16 protein-coding genes and 1 tRNA gene are annotated in these 19,265 nt (G+C 58.2%); 6 read left to right on the forward strand and 11 right to left on the reverse strand.

Translation table 11 applies throughout. From position 1 onward, the window contains the following. Positions 1 to 8: 8 nt before the first annotated feature. The 5 genes from HAD_RS00935 to HAD_RS00955 form a co-directional block, all read right to left on the reverse strand. Positions 9 to 1,958 (reverse strand): TonB-dependent receptor domain-containing protein, encoded by a 1,950-nt coding sequence (locus HAD_RS00935; RefSeq protein ID WP_035568757.1) that lies wholly within the window; start codon positions 1,956 to 1,958, stop codon positions 9 to 11. A gap of 394 nt (positions 1,959 to 2,352) precedes the next feature. After that, entirely contained in the window at positions 2,353 to 3,048 is a 696-nt protein-coding gene (locus HAD_RS00940; protein ID WP_035568759.1) for a class I SAM-dependent methyltransferase, read from the reverse strand. A 33-nt stretch (positions 3,049 to 3,081) separates the two neighbouring features. Continuing rightward, on the reverse strand, positions 3,082 to 3,693 hold the full coding sequence (locus HAD_RS17685; RefSeq protein ID WP_162177454.1) for a DUF1826 domain-containing protein: 612 nt from the start codon (positions 3,691 to 3,693) through the stop codon (positions 3,082 to 3,084). Then, on the reverse strand, positions 3,693 to 4,898 hold the full coding sequence (zigA, locus tag HAD_RS00950) for a zinc metallochaperone GTPase ZigA (protein ID WP_035568761.1): 1,206 nt from the start codon (positions 4,896 to 4,898) through the stop codon (positions 3,693 to 3,695). The genes HAD_RS17685 and zigA overlap by 1 nt, the downstream gene beginning before the upstream one ends. 56 nt (positions 4,899 to 4,954) lie before the next feature. Beyond that, positions 4,955 to 5,350 (reverse strand): MerC domain-containing protein, encoded by a 396-nt coding sequence (locus tag HAD_RS00955; protein WP_035568763.1) that lies wholly within the window; start codon positions 5,348 to 5,350, stop codon positions 4,955 to 4,957. 101 nt (positions 5,351 to 5,451) lie between these two features. Between HAD_RS00955 and HAD_RS00960 the strand changes: the two genes are divergently transcribed. From HAD_RS00960 to HAD_RS00970, 3 genes are all read left to right on the forward strand, one after another. Beyond that, a complete protein-coding gene (locus HAD_RS00960; RefSeq protein WP_162177455.1) occupies positions 5,452 to 5,958 on the forward strand; it encodes a Fur family transcriptional regulator in 507 nt (168 codons plus the stop codon). An 89-nt stretch (positions 5,959 to 6,047) separates the two neighbouring features. Further along, on the forward strand, positions 6,048 to 6,620 hold the full coding sequence (locus HAD_RS00965; RefSeq protein ID WP_035568766.1) for a DUF2796 domain-containing protein: 573 nt from the start codon (positions 6,048 to 6,050) through the stop codon (positions 6,618 to 6,620). A 41-nt stretch (positions 6,621 to 6,661) separates the two neighbouring features. Continuing rightward, positions 6,662 to 7,369, forward strand: coding sequence for a DUF3299 domain-containing protein (locus tag HAD_RS00970; RefSeq protein WP_051595818.1), 708 nt, complete (start codon positions 6,662 to 6,664; stop codon positions 7,367 to 7,369). Between the two features lie 179 nt (positions 7,370 to 7,548). On the opposite strand, the gene HAD_RS00975 is transcribed toward HAD_RS00970, so the two are convergent. The 3 genes from HAD_RS00975 to HAD_RS00985 form a co-directional block, all read right to left on the reverse strand. Further along, a tRNA-Val gene (locus tag HAD_RS00975) sits at positions 7,549 to 7,624 on the reverse strand. An 88-nt stretch (positions 7,625 to 7,712) separates the two neighbouring features. Next, positions 7,713 to 10,127 carry an endopeptidase La gene (lon, locus tag HAD_RS00980; RefSeq protein ID WP_035568768.1) on the reverse strand — a complete coding sequence of 805 codons (2,415 nt, stop codon included), beginning with the start codon at positions 10,125 to 10,127 and terminating at the stop codon, positions 7,713 to 7,715. Between the two features lie 166 nt (positions 10,128 to 10,293). Then, a complete protein-coding gene (locus tag HAD_RS00985; RefSeq protein WP_035568771.1) occupies positions 10,294 to 11,595 on the reverse strand; it encodes an NADH:flavin oxidoreductase/NADH oxidase family protein in 1,302 nt (433 codons plus the stop codon). A gap of 53 nt (positions 11,596 to 11,648) precedes the next feature. On the opposite strand from HAD_RS00985, the gene parE reads away from it, so the two are divergent. After that, the gene (gene parE, locus HAD_RS00990; protein ID WP_035568774.1) at positions 11,649 to 13,652 is read left to right on the forward strand and encodes a DNA topoisomerase IV subunit B; all 2,004 of its coding nucleotides are present in this window, start codon (positions 11,649 to 11,651) and stop codon (positions 13,650 to 13,652) included. A gap of 125 nt (positions 13,653 to 13,777) precedes the next feature. Continuing rightward, positions 13,778 to 14,200 (forward strand): hypothetical protein, encoded by a 423-nt coding sequence (locus HAD_RS00995; protein WP_051595819.1) that lies wholly within the window; start codon positions 13,778 to 13,780, stop codon positions 14,198 to 14,200. Between the two features lie 97 nt (positions 14,201 to 14,297). Here HAD_RS00995 and HAD_RS17690 read toward each other — a convergent pair whose 3' ends face one another. The 3 genes from HAD_RS17690 to HAD_RS01010 all read right to left on the reverse strand — a co-directional run bounded on the left by HAD_RS17690 (position 14,298) and on the right by HAD_RS01010 (position 17,399). Then, positions 14,298 to 14,915, reverse strand: a complete 618-nt coding sequence (locus tag HAD_RS17690; RefSeq protein ID WP_051595820.1) for a DUF1036 domain-containing protein — start codon at positions 14,913 to 14,915, stop codon at positions 14,298 to 14,300. Positions 14,916 to 15,081: 166 nt separating this feature from the next. Beyond that, positions 15,082 to 15,327, reverse strand: a complete 246-nt coding sequence (locus tag HAD_RS01005; protein WP_035568777.1) for a YrhK family protein — start codon at positions 15,325 to 15,327, stop codon at positions 15,082 to 15,084. A gap of 191 nt (positions 15,328 to 15,518) precedes the next feature. After that, positions 15,519 to 17,399, reverse strand: coding sequence for a DUF6119 family protein (locus HAD_RS01010; protein WP_035568780.1), 1,881 nt, complete (start codon positions 17,397 to 17,399; stop codon positions 15,519 to 15,521). Between the two features lie 215 nt (positions 17,400 to 17,614). On the opposite strand from HAD_RS01010, the gene HAD_RS01015 reads away from it, so the two are divergent. After that, complete coding sequence (locus HAD_RS01015) at positions 17,615 to 19,264, forward strand: NAD+ synthase (RefSeq protein ID WP_035571376.1); 1,650 nt, start codon at positions 17,615 to 17,617, stop codon at positions 19,262 to 19,264. Position 19,265 lies beyond the last annotated feature (1 nt).

Below are 19,265 nucleotides of genomic sequence, written 5' to 3' on the forward strand. Positions count from 1 at the left end.
CTCCATCCTCAGAATGCGTAGGAAAGCGACAGGCGATAGACACGGCCGGGTTCGGCAAACGTGTAGAGGTCAGACCTGTCTGCCAGGCGTTCGTCTGTCAGATTGTCGATCCCGGCATTCAGGCGCACACGGGATCTCAGAGGCCACACAGCATCAAGGTGCAGGAGCGTGTAGTCGGGGATAGTGACGCCCGGGGAATCCAGTTGGTCGCCGGTATATTCAACGCGCAGGCGAACCTCCGCCCCTTCCCTTGGAGACCATGACACGGCGGCATTCGCCTGATGCTCAGGACGTTCCGCAATCTGCTCCCCTGTCGCCTTATCTTCTGTGTCGAGATATGTGTAGTTGGCATTGATCCCGAACCCGGCAGGCAGGTCCATCTGCCCGGACAATTCCAGCCCGTCGATCTCCGCCTCTTCCAGATTGGTATAGTAGCGGACCTCCGAGCCCCTGATGCCACAGTCGGACACACACTGGCTCTGAATCAGATTCTCCAACTCGTTGTGGAACACCCCGGCATGCACAGTCCAGGTGTCGGCAATATAGTCTACGCTTGCCTCGAAGGTCTTCGTCGTTTCAGGTTTCAGATCCGGATTGCCATAGACCCAGAAACGGCCGCCAGCTGCGAGCACCCCGAAGTCCTCAGACAGATTGGTCAGGCTGGGTGACTTGAAGCCTTCGCCGTAGCCTCCTTTTACAACAATCCGGTCCGTCGGCTGGAACACAGCATAGAGGCGCGGACTGGCTTCCCAGCCATATGCGTCATGGTGATCACCACGCAGTCCAGCGACCAGTTTGAACGTATCAGTGACTTCGATTTCGTCCTGGACGAAGACTGCCCCCTGTTCCGCTTCCGAAGTTCCATCCGGGGACGCGACATCATCCTCCAGCTTCTCACGGCGAATTTCACCGCCAAATGTAACGGAGTGGGACTCCGCCAGCTTGAAGGCGGTCAGTCCGCTGAGCACTGTGTCTTCCAACCCCTGGTCCCGGGTCGGGGTTTGACCATTCGTCCGGAAGTTCTCCCGGCTTGCGGAACTCTGATACAGGTCCACCTGCGTGCGTCCCCACGACCAGTTGCCTTTGTGCCCCAGCACGAATTGCTCGCGCTCACCTTCATCGCGATCCTCATAATCTACCGGGGATCGACCGGACGAGCGCGTATCGCGCCAGCGTTCATCGTCGCTTCGGGTGTAGATGAAATCGATGCGTTGCTGGTCATCCGGTGTCCAGACAAGGTTGAACCGTCCAGTGGACGTTTTCCGCCCTTCGATGTCCGATATGGCCGGATCATCGCGATTGGGCCGGTCATTCCGCTCCATCACATCGCCTACGATGCTCGCCCCAAGCTTGCCTTCGACGAGCGGAACCGAAAGGAAGAGACTTCCATTCACACTTTCACCACCATCACCCGATTCCGGAGAGCTGCCGCCGAGGGACAGCTCGCCCATGAATTCTTCTGCTGGAGATTTGGTGATGATGTTGACGACGCCGCCAAGCGCATCTGACCCATAAAGCGACGACATGGGCCCGCGCACAACTTCGACCTGCTCAATTGCCGCCGTAGGCAGCCAGCCAAGCTCCAGGTCGGAGTGCGCAATCACGCCATTGGTGGCGCTCACCCGGCGACCATCGAGGAGGTAAAGCGTGTACTCTTCCGGCATCCCGCGGAGACTGATCCCCCTTCTGGTCATGCCGATGCCGGTAACCTGCACACCGGGCTCACCGGCCAGGGCGTCAGTCAAATCGGTCGAGCCGCGCAATTCCAGCTCTGCATTATCTACCACCGATACGCTCGCCGGTGCGGTTAGAAGAGCCTGCTCGCTAGCGGTTGCGGTAACAACCACCGTGTCCAGTTCCCGCTCAAGGTCGTCGGCAAATGCCGGTGCTGCTGCGCTGAGCGCACCAAGGACCACCGACCCCGACAACCGACGGAACGAGAGAATTTGCTGAGTCATAGTATTTCCGATTTGATAGGTTATTTCATTACATTTTGAGGTCGTGCGAAACGGTTCTGCACATGAATTCTTGTTCAATCCGTTTTGCATGACCGTCCCGGACCACGCTGCCGTCCCGCCGACGGGTCACCGCTGACGAAGAGCTGCTGTTTCCCGCGAAATACGTACTTCAACAAACCCCCGCTCCTCCAGGCGACCAACACTCGTGGATGCCTCTTAGGACGCTGAACGACCGAGTCAATGTTATATTATACTGTTACTGTTTCTGGTGTATTTCTGCACATATTTTGCTCAACGAGGGGATACGCACTCAAAGACTCGGTGGCGCTGCCAAACACGAGCGCAGAACAGGATCTGAAAAAAGACCAGCAAGAATTTTTATTCTTGACACGGACTATGCAGAGGCAACCCAGCCACACCAGGTGAAAGCTCTGTAGAATTGCTCGACATTCGAGAAGCCCGCAGACTTCAGGATTTGTTCGTCCTGTTCTGGGGTCAGGAGCTCGACACTCCGGGATACGGCGTCGCGTGCCTGGCCTGCCATTTCAGGATCAACGCCAGACGCGACCGCGAACGCTTCATATCGGGAAAGCCATTTGTCTCGTACGTCAGGTGCCTGAGGAAAACTGGAATGGGCTGCGACGAACGGTGCGCCGGGCTTGAGGCGCTTGTGGATTTCCTTGATCGTTCTCAAGCGCTCCTGCCGGTCGAGAAAATGCAAAGTCAGCAGACATACCGCCCCGTCGAAAACCTCCTCTGGCGCTGCATCTATGTACCCTTCGATGAAGTCCACACGCGCAGCGGCGTCGCCTAGAGTGTCCCTGGCGAGCTCGAGCATTGGAAGCGCCGGGTCGACACCAACAAATGTCCAATCAGGTTGGCTTTCCGCCATCGCACGAAGCTCCAGACCTCCGCCCGCCCCAAGCACCAGAATTCGGCCATCATCCGGGACCCGCTCGGCCAGAAGGATCGTCACCATTCTATGCAGGTCAGCAAAACCAGGCGTGAAGCGCGGCGGACCGGATTGATAGTTCGAGATCGCCGCGGGATCCTTGAAGGATTTCAGGAATGGGTTTTCATCGGCTTGCATGTGTTGTGTCTCCTTCCGGAACGACTGTTCCGGTCAACATATTCCAGGGCGTTCAATATCGAACACCATCACGAAACGGGCGCTTCCGGTGCCCTCGATTGGCGGCGAGCGGTGAAAGACATGTCCTGCCTTCCCGCAGCGCTTCCCCAGAAACATACCCACTTCAAACGTGGACATTTCCTGGATCGCCGGCTCGCCATTCCCCTGTTGCTCGTCGAACCATTGGGTTCCGCGGCCGAGATAAGTCGTGATCAGACGAATATCCGTCTTGTCCTTGTGGAACTTTCGACAGGCGTCGTCGGTGACATATTCCAGACGTAAAGTGTACTCCGCCGCATGACCGGAACTGGCACAAAGAATGGCCCGTATGTCCATCATGATGCGCTCCACGACCAGGGGAGACCAATTCCGCCCCGCAAGGAACGCCTCAGCCGTTGTTAAAATACCGGCTTCGTCGCCATCGACCCGGAAATCAACAAATCCGGAATAATCCAGATCGCGAAACGCATCCCTTGTCTCAGAACCGACTCTTCGCTCCCAAAGAGCCAGTTCCACCGCTTCACGGAAACCCAATTCGATGAGCGAACCAAAACTATCGCAGGCGCCAACAGCCCGGATCTGCGACATGACCGACGACGCAGCCATTATTGCCTTCTCCATTTCGGAAACGGGTCACTCAAATCTTCACGCGCGGTGATTGTCCCGCTGCGGTCCAGATGGGCGTCGGTCAGGCATGCATCCAACCGGGCGGTAATCGACACAGGATCCATGTCGATACCGATGAACACAATTTCCTGCCGGCGATCACCATAGACCGGATCCCAGACGGAAGAGAGATAGTCCTCAAGACCTGAACGATCCGGCCATTGTTCTTGTGGGACGCCCGACCACCAGGTCCCTACCCCGCTATGCCGGACCAAAGCGCCAGCCTGGCTGACTTCGCCAAGCCAATCCGGCCGGGTGGCCAGCCAGAAGAAGCCCTTTGCCCGGACGACGTTCGGCCAGGGCTCATTGAAAAACTCAAACAGTTTTTCCGGATCGAAAGGCTGTCGCCCGCGATAGACGAAGCTTTCGATGCCATACTCTACCGTTTCAGGAACGTGGTCCTCAAAACCGTACAGTTCCTTCGCCCACAGCGGATGATCATGCGCCTTTTCAAAATCAAATCGTCCGGTGCCCATAACCTTGTCGAGCGGAACATTTCCAAATGCAGACTCCACGATATCGGCATCGGGATTGAGGGATCGTACCAGCTTCCTCACCGTGTCGAGGTCATCCGGCGAGATGATATCTGTTTTGTTCAGAATAATGACGTCAGCAAACTCGATCTGGTCGACCAGAAGCTGGACCAGCTGGCGGTCGTCGTCATCGCCGAGGCTCTCGCCACGATCCACAAGAAAGTCCGAACTGCTGTAGTCTTTCAAAAGATGCGCAGCGTCTACAACGGTCACCATCGTGTCGATCTTCGCAACGTCCCCGAGAGAAAAGCCTCGCTCATCCCGGAAGTCAAAGGTCGCCGCCACCGGCAGTGGTTCGGAAATCCCGGTGGACTCGATCAGCAGATAATCGAAGCGTCCTTCCGCAGCGAGACGCGTGACCTCTTTCAGAAGATCGTCTCTCAAAGTGCAGCAGATACAACCATTGCTCATCTCAACGAGCGCTTCATCCGTACGGGAAAGGTTAGCTCCTCCATCGCGCACAAGCGCGGCGTCGATGTTTACTTCGCTCATATCGTTTACGATGACCGCGACCCGCCGCCCCTCGCGATTGGCAAGCACATGATTTAAAAGCGTCGTCTTACCGGCGCCGAGAAAACCGGAAAGAACTGTTACCGGAAGTGTCTGGGACACTTGCACCCTCCTGCTTGAGATATCGTCGTAGAAAACGCTTCGCCCGCCTCTGGGGCTTAGAAGTCGCGTCTGGACCCGCCATGCCTGTGACGAACCCATCGCCATATGTGCGCCACCGCAAGCATCAGGGCCCCGGTCACAGTGAGTGGTGTTTCCAGTTCGTGCAGCGCTTCAACGAACGCCGCGGCAAACAGCAAGCTCAAACCGGCAACAGCCAACCCGACAAAAACTTTCCAATCTGGTGCCGATAATCGCCTGACAATGGCAAACCCCGACAGGGGCAATGCCAAGGCGACAAATAGCTTGTGGACCCACTCAGCTTCAGACCACGCCCCGGCCAGGGGAAGAAAAGCTGCAAAGAGCGGCAAGGCGAGGCAGTGCACAACGCACAGCCCAGATAGCGTTATCGCGGAGAAATCTATGACCGCTGCCCGGGAAGACCGAACCGCCATCAGGCGCTCCCCCACTGCTCTACTGCGGGCAAAAATCGTTGCGGAGCATTCATTACATTACCTCGACTTGCGTTATGTTATTACATTCTGATATATGTCCCATGAGCGCTTTACAAGAGGCTGTTTCAACCATGATCGAAAATCGGCAGGACGCCCCTTCCTCCTCTTCGACGGAAGCCACGATTCTTGCTGCGGAACGGCGTGCGGAACAGGAAGGCGTGACCTTCACCTCAATTCGCCGATACGTGTATGCCATTCTGCTCGAAGCAGACGAACCGCTGGGCGCCTACGATATTGCCGGTCGTCTTGATGGAATCGGATGCACGAAACCGACCACCGCTTATCGCGCCCTGGAATGGCTTGAGGGTCTGGGGCTGATCCGGAAGATCAGATCCGTCTCGAAATATGTCGCGTTAAAATCCGGCCCTCAGGACACACCTCTTGCATTTGTCATATGTCAGGAATGCGGGACGACGGAGCAGATTACGCTCGGCCCAGAAAGCCATGAGTTGCTGTCTGTCTTCGAAGCAAACGGGTTTCAGACCGTCAATCCGACAATCGAAGTTTCCGGACGCTGCATAGAACACCATCGGCTTACGGATGAATAATCAGATTGCCGCCTCCTTCAGAACCGGGCGAGCGCCCCATCGCCTGAAACCTGCACCTGCTTCCTTCCCCGACATTCCAGGAGCCGCCAATGAAGTCATTTAATCTTATCGGAACGTGCATTCTGAGTACTGCGAGCATTCTCCTGCCCGCATCTGCCAGCGCGCAGTCTCTCGATGCGCACGTCCATGGCGAAGCCAATATGGCAATTGTCATTGATGGAAAGCACCTATCAGCATCCCTGATGAGTGCGATGTACAATATCACGGGCTTCGAACATGCACCCGAAACAGAAGAACAGCGGGAAGTCCTGCAAACGGCTAAATCTCTTCTCGAAGATGGCACACAGCTCTTCCAGTTTAATTCTGCAGCAGAATGCGTTCTGACGTCCTCCCACCATAACTTGTCATCAACAGAAGGCCGTCACGATACGGATGAAGACAAGCCGGAAACGGATGGCGAACATCATCACAGTCATCGGGATCTGGAAGCAGACTACGAATTCACCTGCAAAAAGCCCTCAAAGCTCTCATCTGTCAGAGTGGGCCTCTTCGATCACTTCAAGAACCTTCAGAAAGTGAATGTCGTAACGCTTGCAGGTGGCCAGCAATCCGCCGCCGAGCTTACGCCGAAGCGGGAGACGCTGTCGCTGTCCGGTTCATGAGGCATAAATTCCAGAAAGCCGGGGCTCTGGCACTTCTCTTGATGGCCATGGCTGGCTGCAACCCGCCGCAAAACAGTCAGTCGCCGCCCGATGCAACCATTGATCGGCAACCGCCGCCATTGCCGGAGAACGCCGTGACAGTGGACTTTAACGCTGCTGCCGACGAAGGAACAAACAGCGTCAGCGCGGAACAAGACAAAACGGAACCTCAACAAGCTTCAGCCGCATGGGGCCTGGAGCCTGGCGAGGCAATCCCACTCAAATGGGAAGACCTGATGCCAGAAGGCGCCGAGGAAGAACTGGCGCGGCAGGAAGCCGAATTTTTCAGAATGCTGGAGCAACGCTACGCCGCGAGCGCAACCTCGCTCGCCGAGGCCCAGACTTTCGATGAAATTCAGGAAGGATCCGCGTTCGACTACATGCCTCAACTGGGAACATTCGATGTTGTCGACGACCTTGACGGCCAGCTGATCCGTATCCCGGGCTATGTCGTACCGTTTGACTTCAATGAAAGTCGGCGTCAGGGCGAGTTTCTTTTCGTCCCCTATATGGGCGCCTGCATCCACACACCTCCGCCGCCACCAAACCAGATCATCTTCGTTCGTGCAGATCCTGCGATCCGGCTCGGGGACATCTGGTCGCCCTACTGGCTCGAGGGCACACTCACGACCGAAGTGACCCATAGCGAACCCGGAGATGCCGCCTATGCGGTATCCCTGTCCAAACTCGAGTCTTATGAGTATCGCTGATCACCGAAAATGGCCGCAAGCGGGTCGGGAAGCTTCGCCTATCCTGGTCTCATTGAACCGCCCTTGCAGAGGGCCTTCAAACCAGCAGCCAGGCGAAACAAGGTTTCAAAATCACAGCACCTGCGGACCGCCTGACAGCTCGAAAGTACAGCGAAAACGTCACAACCTGTTGGAAAGGATGGTGGGCGGTAACGGGCTCGAACCGCTGACCCTCTCGGTGTAAACGAGATGCTCTACCAACTGAGCTAACCGCCCATCCGGTGGCGTACATGCCGGGCCTCGGGACAAAAAGCAAGACGGCCGCTCCAGATGAAGCGGCCGCCTGTGTTTTTTGGTTCAGGTCCTAGTGCGTGCGTGGCTGGTCGCTTGAACCGCCGCCCTGCCCCGACAGAGAGGCATGCAGCGCCGCCTCGTCGGCTTCCGACCATTCGATCGGTGTCAGCGGCCGGGTCAGCGCAATCTCCAGCACCTCGTTGATGTCAGAGACCGGCACAACCTTCATGCCTGTCTTCACATTGTCCGGAATCTCGTCGAGATCCTTCTCGTTCTCCTCCGGAATGAGGACCGTCTTGATGCCGCCACGGAGGGCTGCGAGCAGCTTCTCCTTGAGGCCGCCGATCGGCAACACCTTGCCGCGCAGCGAGATCTCACCGGTCATCGCGACTTCGCGGTCGACCGGGTTCCCGGTCAGCAGCGAAACGATGGCGGTGGTCATGGCGACACCGGCGGACGGACCGTCCTTCGGTGTGGCGCCATCCGGCACGTGCACGTGGATATCCGTCGTGTTGAAGACCGTCGGCTTGATGCCGAGCATCACCGACCGGGACCGCACGAGCGAGCTCGCCGCCTGGATCGATTCCTTCATCACATCGCGCAGATTGCCGGTGACCTTCATGGCCCCGCGGCCGGGCATCTTGACCGCCTCGATGGTGAGGAGGTCGCCGCCCGTCTCGGTCCAGGCAAGGCCGGTAACGGCGCCCACCTGATCGGTCTCGTCGGCCAGGCCATAGCGGAACTTCCGCACGCCTGCGAAGTCACCGAGGTTCTCCGGCGTCACGGTCAGCGAGGCGTCGTCGCCCTGTTCGGCCAGCTTGCGCACCGCCTTGCGGGCAAGGCGCGCAATCTCGCGCTTGAGGCTACGCACCCCGGCTTCGCGGGAGTAGTACCGGATGAGGTCGCGGATGGCCTGGTCGGTGACGACAAACTCGTCCTCTCCGAGGCCGTGATCCTCACGCACCTGAGGGATCAGGTGGCGCTTGGTGATCTCCAGCTTCTCGTCTTCCGTGTACCCGGCGATCCGGATGATCTCCATGCGGTCCAGCAAGGGCTGGGGCATGTTGAGCGAGTTCGCCGTCGTCACGAACATCACGTCTGAAAGATCATAGTCGACCTCCAGGTAATGGTCGTTGAACGTCGAGTTCTGCTCCGGATCGAGCACTTCCAGCAGGGCCGAGGCCGGATCGCCGCGATGGTCCATGCCCATCTTATCGATCTCGTCCAGAAGGAACAGCGGGTTGCCCGACTTCACCTTCTTCAGCGACTGGATGATGCGTCCCGGCATCGAGCCGATATAGGTCCGGCGGTGGCCGCGGATCTCGCTCTCGTCCCGCACGCCGCCCAGCGACACGCGCACGAAGTCGCGTCCCGTGGCTTCGGCGATGGACCGGCCAAGCGAGGTCTTACCCACACCCGGAGGCCCGACGAGGCAGAGGATCGGCCCCTTCATCTTGCCGGTGCGTTTCTGCACGGCGAGATATTCGAGGATCCGCTCTTTCACCTTTTCGAGACCATAATGGTCGTCGTCGAGCTGTTTCTCGGCCTTGAGCAGGTCTGTCTCGATGTCCTTGCGCGTGCCCCATGGCAGGGCCAGCAGCCAGTCGAGATAGTTCCGCACGACGGTCGATTCCGCCGACATCGGCGACATCTGCCGCAGCTTCTTCATCTCTGCGTCGGCCTTGGTACGGGCCTCTTCAGACAGCGGCGTGTCCTTGATGCGGGCTTCCAGCTCGGCCAGCTCATCGCGCTCGCCGCCTTCGCCCTGCTCACCCAGCTCGCGCTGGATCGCCTTCATCTGCTCGTTGAGATAATACTCGCGCTGGGTCTTCTCCATCTGCCGCTTGACGCGGTTTTTGATTTTCCGCTCCATCTGCAGCATGCCCATCTCGCTCTCCATGAGCGCAAAGACCTTTTCAAGGCGGTCTTTCACGTCCGTGAGTTCGAGCAATTCCTGCTTGTCGGAGAGCTTCACCGAGAGGTTCGACGCAACCGAGTCGGCCAGGCGGCCGGGATCGGTCATCGCAGAGATCGTACCGACGGATTCCGGCGGGATCTTGCGATTCAGCTTCACATAATTCTCGAACTGCTCCTGCACGGCCCGCATGAGGGCTTCGACGTCGGAAGTATCCGTTTCGGGTTCGTCCAGCGTCTCGACTTCAGCTTCAAAATAGTCGCCGCGGTCGATCAGTTCATTCACACGCGCGCGCGTCTTGCCTTCGACCAGCACTTTGACCGTGCCGTCGGGCAGCTTCAGCAGCTGTAGGATGGTGGCGATCGTGCCGGTTCCGTGCACGTCATCGGAGCCGGGATCGTCGATCGCGGCGTCGAGCTGGGCCACCAGCATGATTTCATTTTCCGCTTCCTCGATCATTTCGAGGGCGCGTACCGACTTGTCGCGGCCCACGAAGAGCGGGGCGACCATGTCTGGGAACACGACGATGTCCCGAAGCGGCAACACCGGAAGGTTCTTGGTCTTTGGCATGTAACTGCCTCCTTCGTATTATGGTCCCGCCTTGCGGCAACCATGTGACCCTACCCGCACATGATGGCGGGAGTCGGGCGATGTACCAGATGTGGAGAGTGGGCCAGCCCGCTTCAACCCGGCCCCTGCGCAACAAAATTGTGATTTCGCCTGCACCTGCCTGCAATCAGGGCGCTGAGGACCGCCATGCCTTTGCGGCAGCCTTTTCTGACTTCTGATTGGCCAGAAAGGCAGACAGGACACCAAGTTTCTCATCAGGCTCCCCTCCCGCGCCAAGCCGTTTCAGCTGTTCATAATACCAGCCCATGGCGCCGAAACCGTTAAGCGCCTTGACGATTTTGATCGGGGAATGCGGCCCCAGAAGGCCGGGCCCGATGCGCAGTTTCTGTTCCCACTGGTCGAGCGCGGCCTGTGTGCCGTCCAGCAGCCGCGCCGGCGCGCCGGTATCGACGCAAAGCGGCCGGCCGAGGCCGACCAGATCGGCTTCTCCCGCCGCGAGCGCGTCGTTCATCGCCGCCACGGTGCGGAAGCCGCCCGTCACCATCAGCGGCATTTTTGCCCGGTCCTGAACGGCGCGGGCGTATTTGAGGAAATAAGCCTCCCGTGCGCGGGTCGACTCGGCGACCGGCTGATCAAAGGCCGGCTGCAGGCCTTCCTGGTCCATCATCTTGGGCTGTTCGTAATTGCCGCCGGAAATCTCTACAAAATCAACGTTCAGCGTATCGAGAATGTCGATCACAGCGAGACAGTCCTCAAAACTAAAGCCGCCTTTCTGGAAATCGGCCGAGTTCAGCTTCACCGACACAGAAAAGCCGGGGCCCGCCGCCGCTTTTGCTTCTTTGACGCAGGCCACCAGCAATCTCGCCCGGTTTTCGAGCGGACCGCCCCAATCATCCTCGCGCTGGTTGGCCAGCGGGGACAGGAAGGACGACAGGAGGTAACCATGGGCGGCATGGACCTGAATGCCGTCAAACCCGGTCTGCTTCGCCACTTTCGCCGCCCGGCCGAAGCCTTCGATCACGGCCTGGATCTCCTCCGGCGTCATCGCCCGCGGCGATCCGAACTGCCCGCCCGGCAGGCCAAGGGCCACAGGGCTCGGCGCAGCCGGCCGGGGATTCACAAGTTTCGGTGTCTGCCGACCGGCATGGCTGACCTGCATGACCAGCGCCGCGCCCTGGCTTTTCGCCGCTTCGGCCCAGCGGGCAAACCCGTCCAGTTCCTCGGTCGAAATCTTCGGCCCGATGACCACATTACCCACTTGTTCCAAGTGGTTGCGGTCGATCTGGACATTGCCGGTGATGAGGCCGCCCAGCCCGCCTTCCGCCCAGCGCCGGTAGAGCCTGACATGCGCCTCAGTGACCCGGTTGCGCGAATCAGCCAATCCCTCTGTCATGGCCGCTTTCACAAGACGGTTGGGAAATGTCAGCCCGCTGGCCAGGGTTAATGCTGTGTTAATCGTGGCAGTCATTGATGCTTCCCCGTATCGACACGATCCTGCGCCGTCCCTAAGGGAGACCATAAATGGCCGCCGCCAAGCAAGCAAAGCTGTTCGACCAAATGAGCTCCGATACCTCTGGTTACTCCGCAAAGGACATTGAAGTCCTTGAAGGCCTCGAGCCTGTCCGCAAGCGCCCCGGCATGTATATCGGCGGCACGGACGAGCGCGCCTATCACCACCTCTTTGCCGAGGTTCTGGACAATGCGATGGACGAAGCCGTCGCCGGTCATGCCAACCGGATCGAGATTCAACTCGACGCCGACGGCTATCTGAGCGTCTCCGACAATGGCCGCGGTATTCCGGTCGACCCGCACCCGAAATTCCCAAAGAAATCAGCGCTGGAAGTCATCATGACCACGCTGCACTCGGGCGGGAAGTTTTCGGACAAGGCCTATGCGACCGCCGGCGGCCTGCACGGCGTGGGCATCTCGGTGGTCAACGCCCTGTCGGAACGCGTGGAAGTCGAGGTCGCGCGTGACAAGCGGCTCTACCGCCAGTGCTTCTCGCGGGGCCTCGTGGACGGCAAGCTCGAAAAGGTCGGTGCGGCGCCCAACCGGCGCGGCACGACGGTGAAGTTCAAGCCGGACCATCAGATCTTCGGCGACAAGATGCGCTGGCGCCCGGCCCGCCTGTTCCAGATGGCGCGCTCGAAAGCCTATCTCTATCGCGGCGTCGAAGTGCGCTGGAACTGCGACCCGTCCCTGCTGCCGGAAGACTCCAAGATCCCGGCCGAGGCGGTGCTCTCCTATCCCAACGGCCTGGCCGACCAGCTGGCCGAAGTGTTCGGCGGCAAGGCGACGATCACCGAAATGCCCTTCACCGGCCTTGTGGATCTCGGCGCCGAAGGCAAGGTCGAATGGGCCATCGCCTGGACACAGGCCGGCTTCGGCGAGAGCGACGGCTTTGCCCGCTCCTACTGTAACACCATCCCGACGCCCGAAGGCGGCACGCACGAGGCGGGCTTCCGCGCGGCCATCACCAAGGGCCTGCGCAATTTCGGCGAGCTGACCGGCAACAAGAAGGCCAGCGACATCACGGCGGACGACATCATGGGCCATTCGGGCCTGCTGCTGTCGGTCTTCATCCGCGGCCCGGAATTCGTGGGCCAGACGAAAGACAAGCTGTCGACCACGGCCGCATTCCGCCTGGTCGAGAACGCCGTGCGCGACCGGTTCGACCACTGGCTGGCCGGCAGCCCGAAGGAGTCCGACAAGCTGCTGACCTGGGCCGTCGACCGCGCCGATGAGCGCGCGCGCCGCAGAAAACAGAAAGAAATCAACCGCAAATCCGCCACCAAGAAGCTGCGCCTGCCGGGCAAGCTGGCGGACTGTTCGGAAAAAGGCCCGGAGAGTACCGAACTCTTCCTCGTCGAGGGCGACTCTGCTGGCGGCAGCGCCAAGCAGGCGCGCGACCGGAAAACCCAGGCCATCCTGCCCCTGCGCGGCAAGATCCTGAACGTCGAGAGCGCCTCGCTCGACAAGATGATGAACAATCAGGAGATCAACGATCTCGCCCTCGCGCTGGGAACGCAGCTGGGCCGGAAATTCTCCATCGACGATTTGCGCTATGAGCGCATCATCATCATGACCGACGCCGACGTGGACGGCGCCCACATTGCCAGCCTGCTGATTACCTTCTTCTACCGGATGACGCCGGGACTCATTGAATCCGGACGGCTTTTCCTGGCCCTTCCGCCGCTGTTCAAGCTCTCGAACAAGGGCACGATCGTCTACGCCATGGACGAGCAGGACCGCGCCGCGAAGATGAAGGAACATTTCAAGCCGAACCAGAAAGTCGACATGACCCGCTTCAAAGGTCTCGGCGAGATGAACCCGGCGCAGCTGAAGGAAACGACCATGAACCCGGCCACCCGCACGCTCGCCCGCGTGACGCTGCCGGATTCCATGGACGAGCTGACCGAGATGAAGCCTTCCGAACTCATCAACACGCTGATGGGCAAGAAGGCCGAGCTGCGCTTCCGCTTCATCCAGGAAAACGCGGCGTTCGTTGAGGACCTGGACATTTAAAGCAGGTTCCGTATCGGCGCTGCGCGCCTCACATGAACCAGGCTCAGGGCTGTCCGCCCTTGCAATTTCTTGACTTGCGGCCCTTCCGCACAAACACTCCCCTAAAAATAAGGGGAGGAAAAACAATGTACTCGCAAAAAGACTGGCTGCTCATCTTCGGGGCGGGCCTGTTCCTGCTGGGCCTCGTCACAGGCTTTGTCGGGCCGCTGCTCGCCAATCCGCGGATGGGGCTGTCGTCGCATCTGGAAGGCCTGATGAACGGCACGTTCCTGATCGCCATCGGCGCGATCTGGGACCGGGTCCACCTTGGCCCGGCCCTGAAGAAGACCGCGTTCGGCCTGTTCCTGTTCGGCACGACCGCCAACTGGGCGACCGTTTTCCTCGCCGCCGCCTGGGGCGCAAGCGCGCTGATGCCGATTTCCGGCGCCGGCCATACCGGCTCGCCGTTTCAGGAAAATACGGTCGCGATCCTTCTGCTCGTGCTCTCCGTCGCGATGATTTTCGCCACCGCGCTGATGCTGCTCGGCCTGCTCCGCAAACGGGCCTGATTTGTTGGATAGCGGCCCTGCCGGACCCTCACGAACACCGTCTACAGACCGTCTATGGACCCTCTATAGCCAGCCCGAGGGGATAGATCGCCCCGCCCTACTGCGTGCAGAGTTCGACGCAACGCTGGCGGGAGCGGGTGCAGCGGCGCATGCAAGCGTTTTCTTCCGACTTCTGGTTTTCGTTCGCCGCCCAACCGAGCACCGCCAGCGTGCCGAGGATGACAGCCGCACCGACCGCCGCATCGGAATCCGCCTTGGACGGAGACGCCGTATAGTTCAGGTTATAGGTGTAGTTCGTGTAGCTGCCGGTCGAGACCTTGAAATATTTCCGGGTCTTGAAACCCGCACTTGAACACCCTTTGTACCCCTTGATGTCAAAAACGTTGACCGGATCGACACACATGCTTGTGTCGCCACTCCAGACGAGGGACTTGTCACTGTAGCCCTCGGCGTAAACGTAATAGTTGTCACTCGTCAGGCTGCCGCCGACCGGCACGACGCAGGTGTGGGGGGCCGCATTGTACCATCCGGCCGTGTGCCAGCTCGAATTCTTCCAGTAGCCGACCGCGACCGACACTTTTTTCGGCGAATTGTTGCAGACTTTGAGGTCGGCCATAGCCGGCATCGCAACCAGGCTGGGCAGCGAGAGCAGCGTCACCGCCGCCATGGCCGCTTTTGCAATTTTCCTCCGGTTGGCTTTCTTTCCGTACAGCATCCCGCTTCTCCCATCCTGCCTGGTTCAGGCAAGACCAGCCTCCCTGGCCTTGTCCTTCCCCAGATTAGAGGGTCGGACCGGAATGCCTTTTTCGGGAACAGGCAGAAAAATCTGAAAAATTTGGGAGTCAGAGGACGCACCGGGGGCTGAGCTGGCAGGCGCTTCCCTATTCCTTCGGCAGCCGTTTCATGTGCACGTCGCGCACGACATGCACGACCGGGCGGACCGCGAAAAAGACCGAGCCGATCAGGAACAGCCACGTCCCCGCCGTCACCGTCGCCGTCTTGAAGAACAGGACCGAGCCGATAATGAACATGATCGCGGCCAGCGCATCGACACAGTCATAGGCCGTGCCATAGGCCACATAGACCTCCTTGTGGCGCGGCGTCGTAAAACGCATTCCTTCGGTCATGGTGGCCCTTTCCCCGTGTCTGTGGTGAGGCACTGGGTGCCGTTTTTGGGCGGGGCTGTAAACTGGTGGGCCGGTTCGTGAGAGGGATTGTCTATTTCGCCGGACCAGTGCGATGGGCAAACGATTTGCTAGCGTTCCAGCTTTGTTCGCTTCCACAGTATTCGCGATATTAGAAACCTGTTCATGAGGCACTAAAGCTTCTCGAATGGCCAAGTGTGATGCGAACGATAATTGCCATTATCTTGCTTTCGAGCTGAGACCTTAAACCGATCACCATCATTACTTTCACGAACTTCGGCGCAGCAGTGGCTCACCGTTCGATCCTGATTTACTGCACCATTTTCGACCAAGCATATTCTTTTGTTTCCCTCAGCGTCCGCGCAAACTTCCACCTCAATCGTTTCATACTTAGGATGACCTTCTTTCTTGGGACTTTGATCAGGTATAAAAACAAGGCCTGAAGGAATATCCATTACGAACAAATCTTGCATACACCGCATCAAACTTATCTTTGAAAACAGCGGTAAATTTTTGGATTTTTCGTCAGGGTCTTTGTGAGTGATTACTCCAAATATTACTTTAAAGTCCAAGTCATCTATTGGGGCAAGAAAGACGTCAGGATCTCGATCGCCCAACTTAGACTCAACGAGTGATCGGAATTTTTCTTTTGATGCAGACTCGCGTTTAATCAGGTGCATAGAGTTTGCACCCTGATTGAACAGGTGACTCAGGGACGCCGAGCGAGTTGAAATTTTTACGTGCACCAACTCCCCCAATCGTCCAGATTTTCGATCCGCATCTTCTTTTGTCGTATACAAATCACACGGCTCGACCTGGGATTCTCCCGGAGGGCTTATGTCCTTTAAGTCTAAGCAAATAAAGTCCGAATTAAGCGCCTCAACCCCCTTATTATATGACCCTTCGCTGTAGACCAGCTTCCCATCTTCCTCCTTATCGTGATTATAGGCGCATATATCGTACCCCTCACACCTCTCATCGATATAGTCCGTAAGCTGTTTTAGGAAGCTATCCTCCACTCTGAACCATTGCCCATCGCAAAAATGAAATAATGCATTTTCTGCATTGTCATGGAATTCGAAAATTAGGCACCTAAAGCAATTGTAGCTTTTCCAACCGACCCCATCTGCGTCTGTCAAAACCATTTTGACCTTACGAAGGAGGTCAACATCACAGTCCTCTAAAGAAAAAAGCTCCTCGATGAACTGATAGAATTCATCAATTGATATATCTGGATAAACATCGCTTTCGCCTTCTTGGGCGCGAAAAACGCAACAAGTCCTATCCCTGTAATCAACCACATCTGGAATAGTTAAACTAATATCCGGGCTTTTGGACCTGAACGCATCCATCAACTTGTCTGTGAGCTTGTCTCTTTGCGCCGGATCTTTAATGGGAGAAATGTTCTGGATATTTGGAAATAATTCTTTATACGATTTATCATTATAGAGATCGACCAATCTTGAGCAGGTGTCTGACATTTCGGTGAGCGACAGACTCATGCTCACTTTCAAGCTTGCCGCACCTGTCGCATTCTTGAACAGCTCCCTGAATTCTTCACGCACTTTTCCTGTGAGAGCCCTGATGATTTCGCTGTTGCCATCAAAATCTAGATAAGTGAGGTCAGTCGAATTTGGAACTTGGGTTCTTCTGCGCTTTGCCTCTCCAGGCTGAACGCTATCAGCGCTTTTCAACTCATTGGGGTCAAGACTATTTAGGGTAACCTTTAACCCAAAATCATACTCATACGCATAATCATCTAGCTGATGATATACATTGCCAAAAGTCAGTGCGAACCAACGTCCTTTGGCAGGGAAAAACGCTATGGCCCCCTTTGTTACTTGTTTGATCTCCTTTTTAATTCCGAAGTGCTTCTTCCACCATGGTTCTTTAGGAGCAGAATCCATCACGTACAGTATGGCATCGGCGGGCAGATGTTCAGCATCTTCAACTTTTTCCAGATCGTGCCCATCTTCCAATGCAGCGGATGGCTCGACCCCATCTTTAAGCAAGTAAATTGAGTAAGACCTGGACTTTTCTTTTTCCTTTGACAACTCAGCCCCCCCCCTTCGCCGACCAAATTTCCCCCTAAAATAGCACCATCTCCGGCAATTGCTACCACCCATTAAAATGGAATTGCTTTCGGGATTTTCGTTATACTTGGCAATTTCATAAGGGAGGCCTTTTGACTCCTAAGTCATGAAAATCTAATTCTCATTCACCTGCGCAGTAGATTGCCTCCCCCGTCATTCCCCCCTAAATGCTCTCCATGAGCAAAAATCTGAACATCCTGGTCGCGCAGCTCAATCCCGTGGTGGGCGATATCAATGGGAATCTGACGCTGGCGCGTGAGGCCTATGCCGAGGCGGCGGACAAGGGCGTTGACCTGCTTGTCCTCTCCGAACTGTTCATTCTTGGCTATCCGGCCGAGGATCTGGTGCTGAAACCGGCCGCGGTGGACCTGTCCATGCGGGCGGTGCAGGAGCTGGCGGTGGAGACCTCAGGCGGCCCCGCCGTAATCATCGGCAGCCCCTGGCTGGACGGCGGCAAGCGGCACAATTCCGCCGTGCTGCTGCAGCATGGCAAGGTCGCCGGGCGCTATGACAAGCGCGAGCTGCCGAATTATGGCGTGTTCGACGAGAAGCGCATCTTCGATCCGGGCGAAGGCCCCCTGCCCGTGTTCGAGCTGAACGGCATTCAGGTCGGCATCGCGATCTGTGAGGACATCTGGCATCCGCGCGTGCCGTCGGCGCTGGCCGAGGCCGGGGCGGAAATGCTGATCGTGCCGAATGGCAGCCCGTGGCGGCGCACCGTGCAGGTGGAGCGCCACACCAGCTTCTCCGCCTGGACCAAGACGGGCGTGCCCTACCTGTTCGTGAACCAGGTGGGCGGGCAGGACGAACTGGTCTTTGACGGGGCGAGCTATGCCGTCGATTTCGACGGGACGGAGCACCAGCTGCTCGGCGATTTCGTCACCGGCACGGCGCTGGTCACGTTCGACGGCGAGACGCACCAATTTTCCAGCGATGCGAAGGCAGAGCTGACCAGCGGCTGGGAGGCCGAATACCGCGCGGCGGTGATGGCGCTCGGCGATTACGTCAACAAGAACCGCTTCCCCGGCGTCGTGCTGGGCATGAGCGGCGGCATCGACAGCGCGCTGACCGCGGCCATCGCCGTGGACGCCCTGGGCGCCGACCGCGTGTGGTGCGTGATGCTGCCATCGAAATATACGTCCTCTGACAGTCTGGAAGACGCAAAGCGGTGCGCCGAAGCGCTGGGCGCGAAATATGACACGATCAATATCCGCCCCGGCGTCGACGCGCTGGACGAGATGCTGGCCGAGCAGTTCGAGGGCACGACGCCTGACACGACGGAAGAGAACATCCAGTCCCGCCTGCGCGCGGTGACGCTGATGGCGCTGTCGAACAAGTTCGGGCACATGGTGGTGACCACGGGCAACAAATCCGAGATGGCGGTCGGCTATGCGACGCTCTATGGCGACATGTGCGGCGGCTATAATGCGCTGAAGGATTTCTGGAAGACCGAAGTGTTCGAGCTGGCCCGCTGGCGCAACACGGCCCTGCCGAAGGGCGCGCTGGGGCCCGGCGGCGAAGTGATCCCGATGCGGATCATTACCAAGCCGCCAAGTGCCGAGCTGCGCGAAGACCAGAAGGACCAGGACTCCCTTCCCCCCTATGACGTGCTGGACGATATTCTGCGCGGCCTGGTGGAAGGAGAGGAAGACGTGGACGAGATTCTCGCCCGCGGGCATGATGCGAGCACCGTGCGCCGGATCGAGCATCTCCTCTATGTCGCCGAATACAAGCGCCGCCAGGCCCCGCCGGGCGCCAAGGTCGGCGGCAAGAATTTCGGCCGCGACCGGCGCTATCCCATCACGAACAGGTTCCGGGACGACTGAT

Origin of the sequence: Hyphomonas adhaerens MHS-3 (assembly GCF_000685235.1) — a bacterium.
In the GTDB taxonomy this organism is placed as follows: domain Bacteria; phylum Pseudomonadota; class Alphaproteobacteria; order Caulobacterales; family Hyphomonadaceae; genus Hyphomonas; species Hyphomonas adhaerens.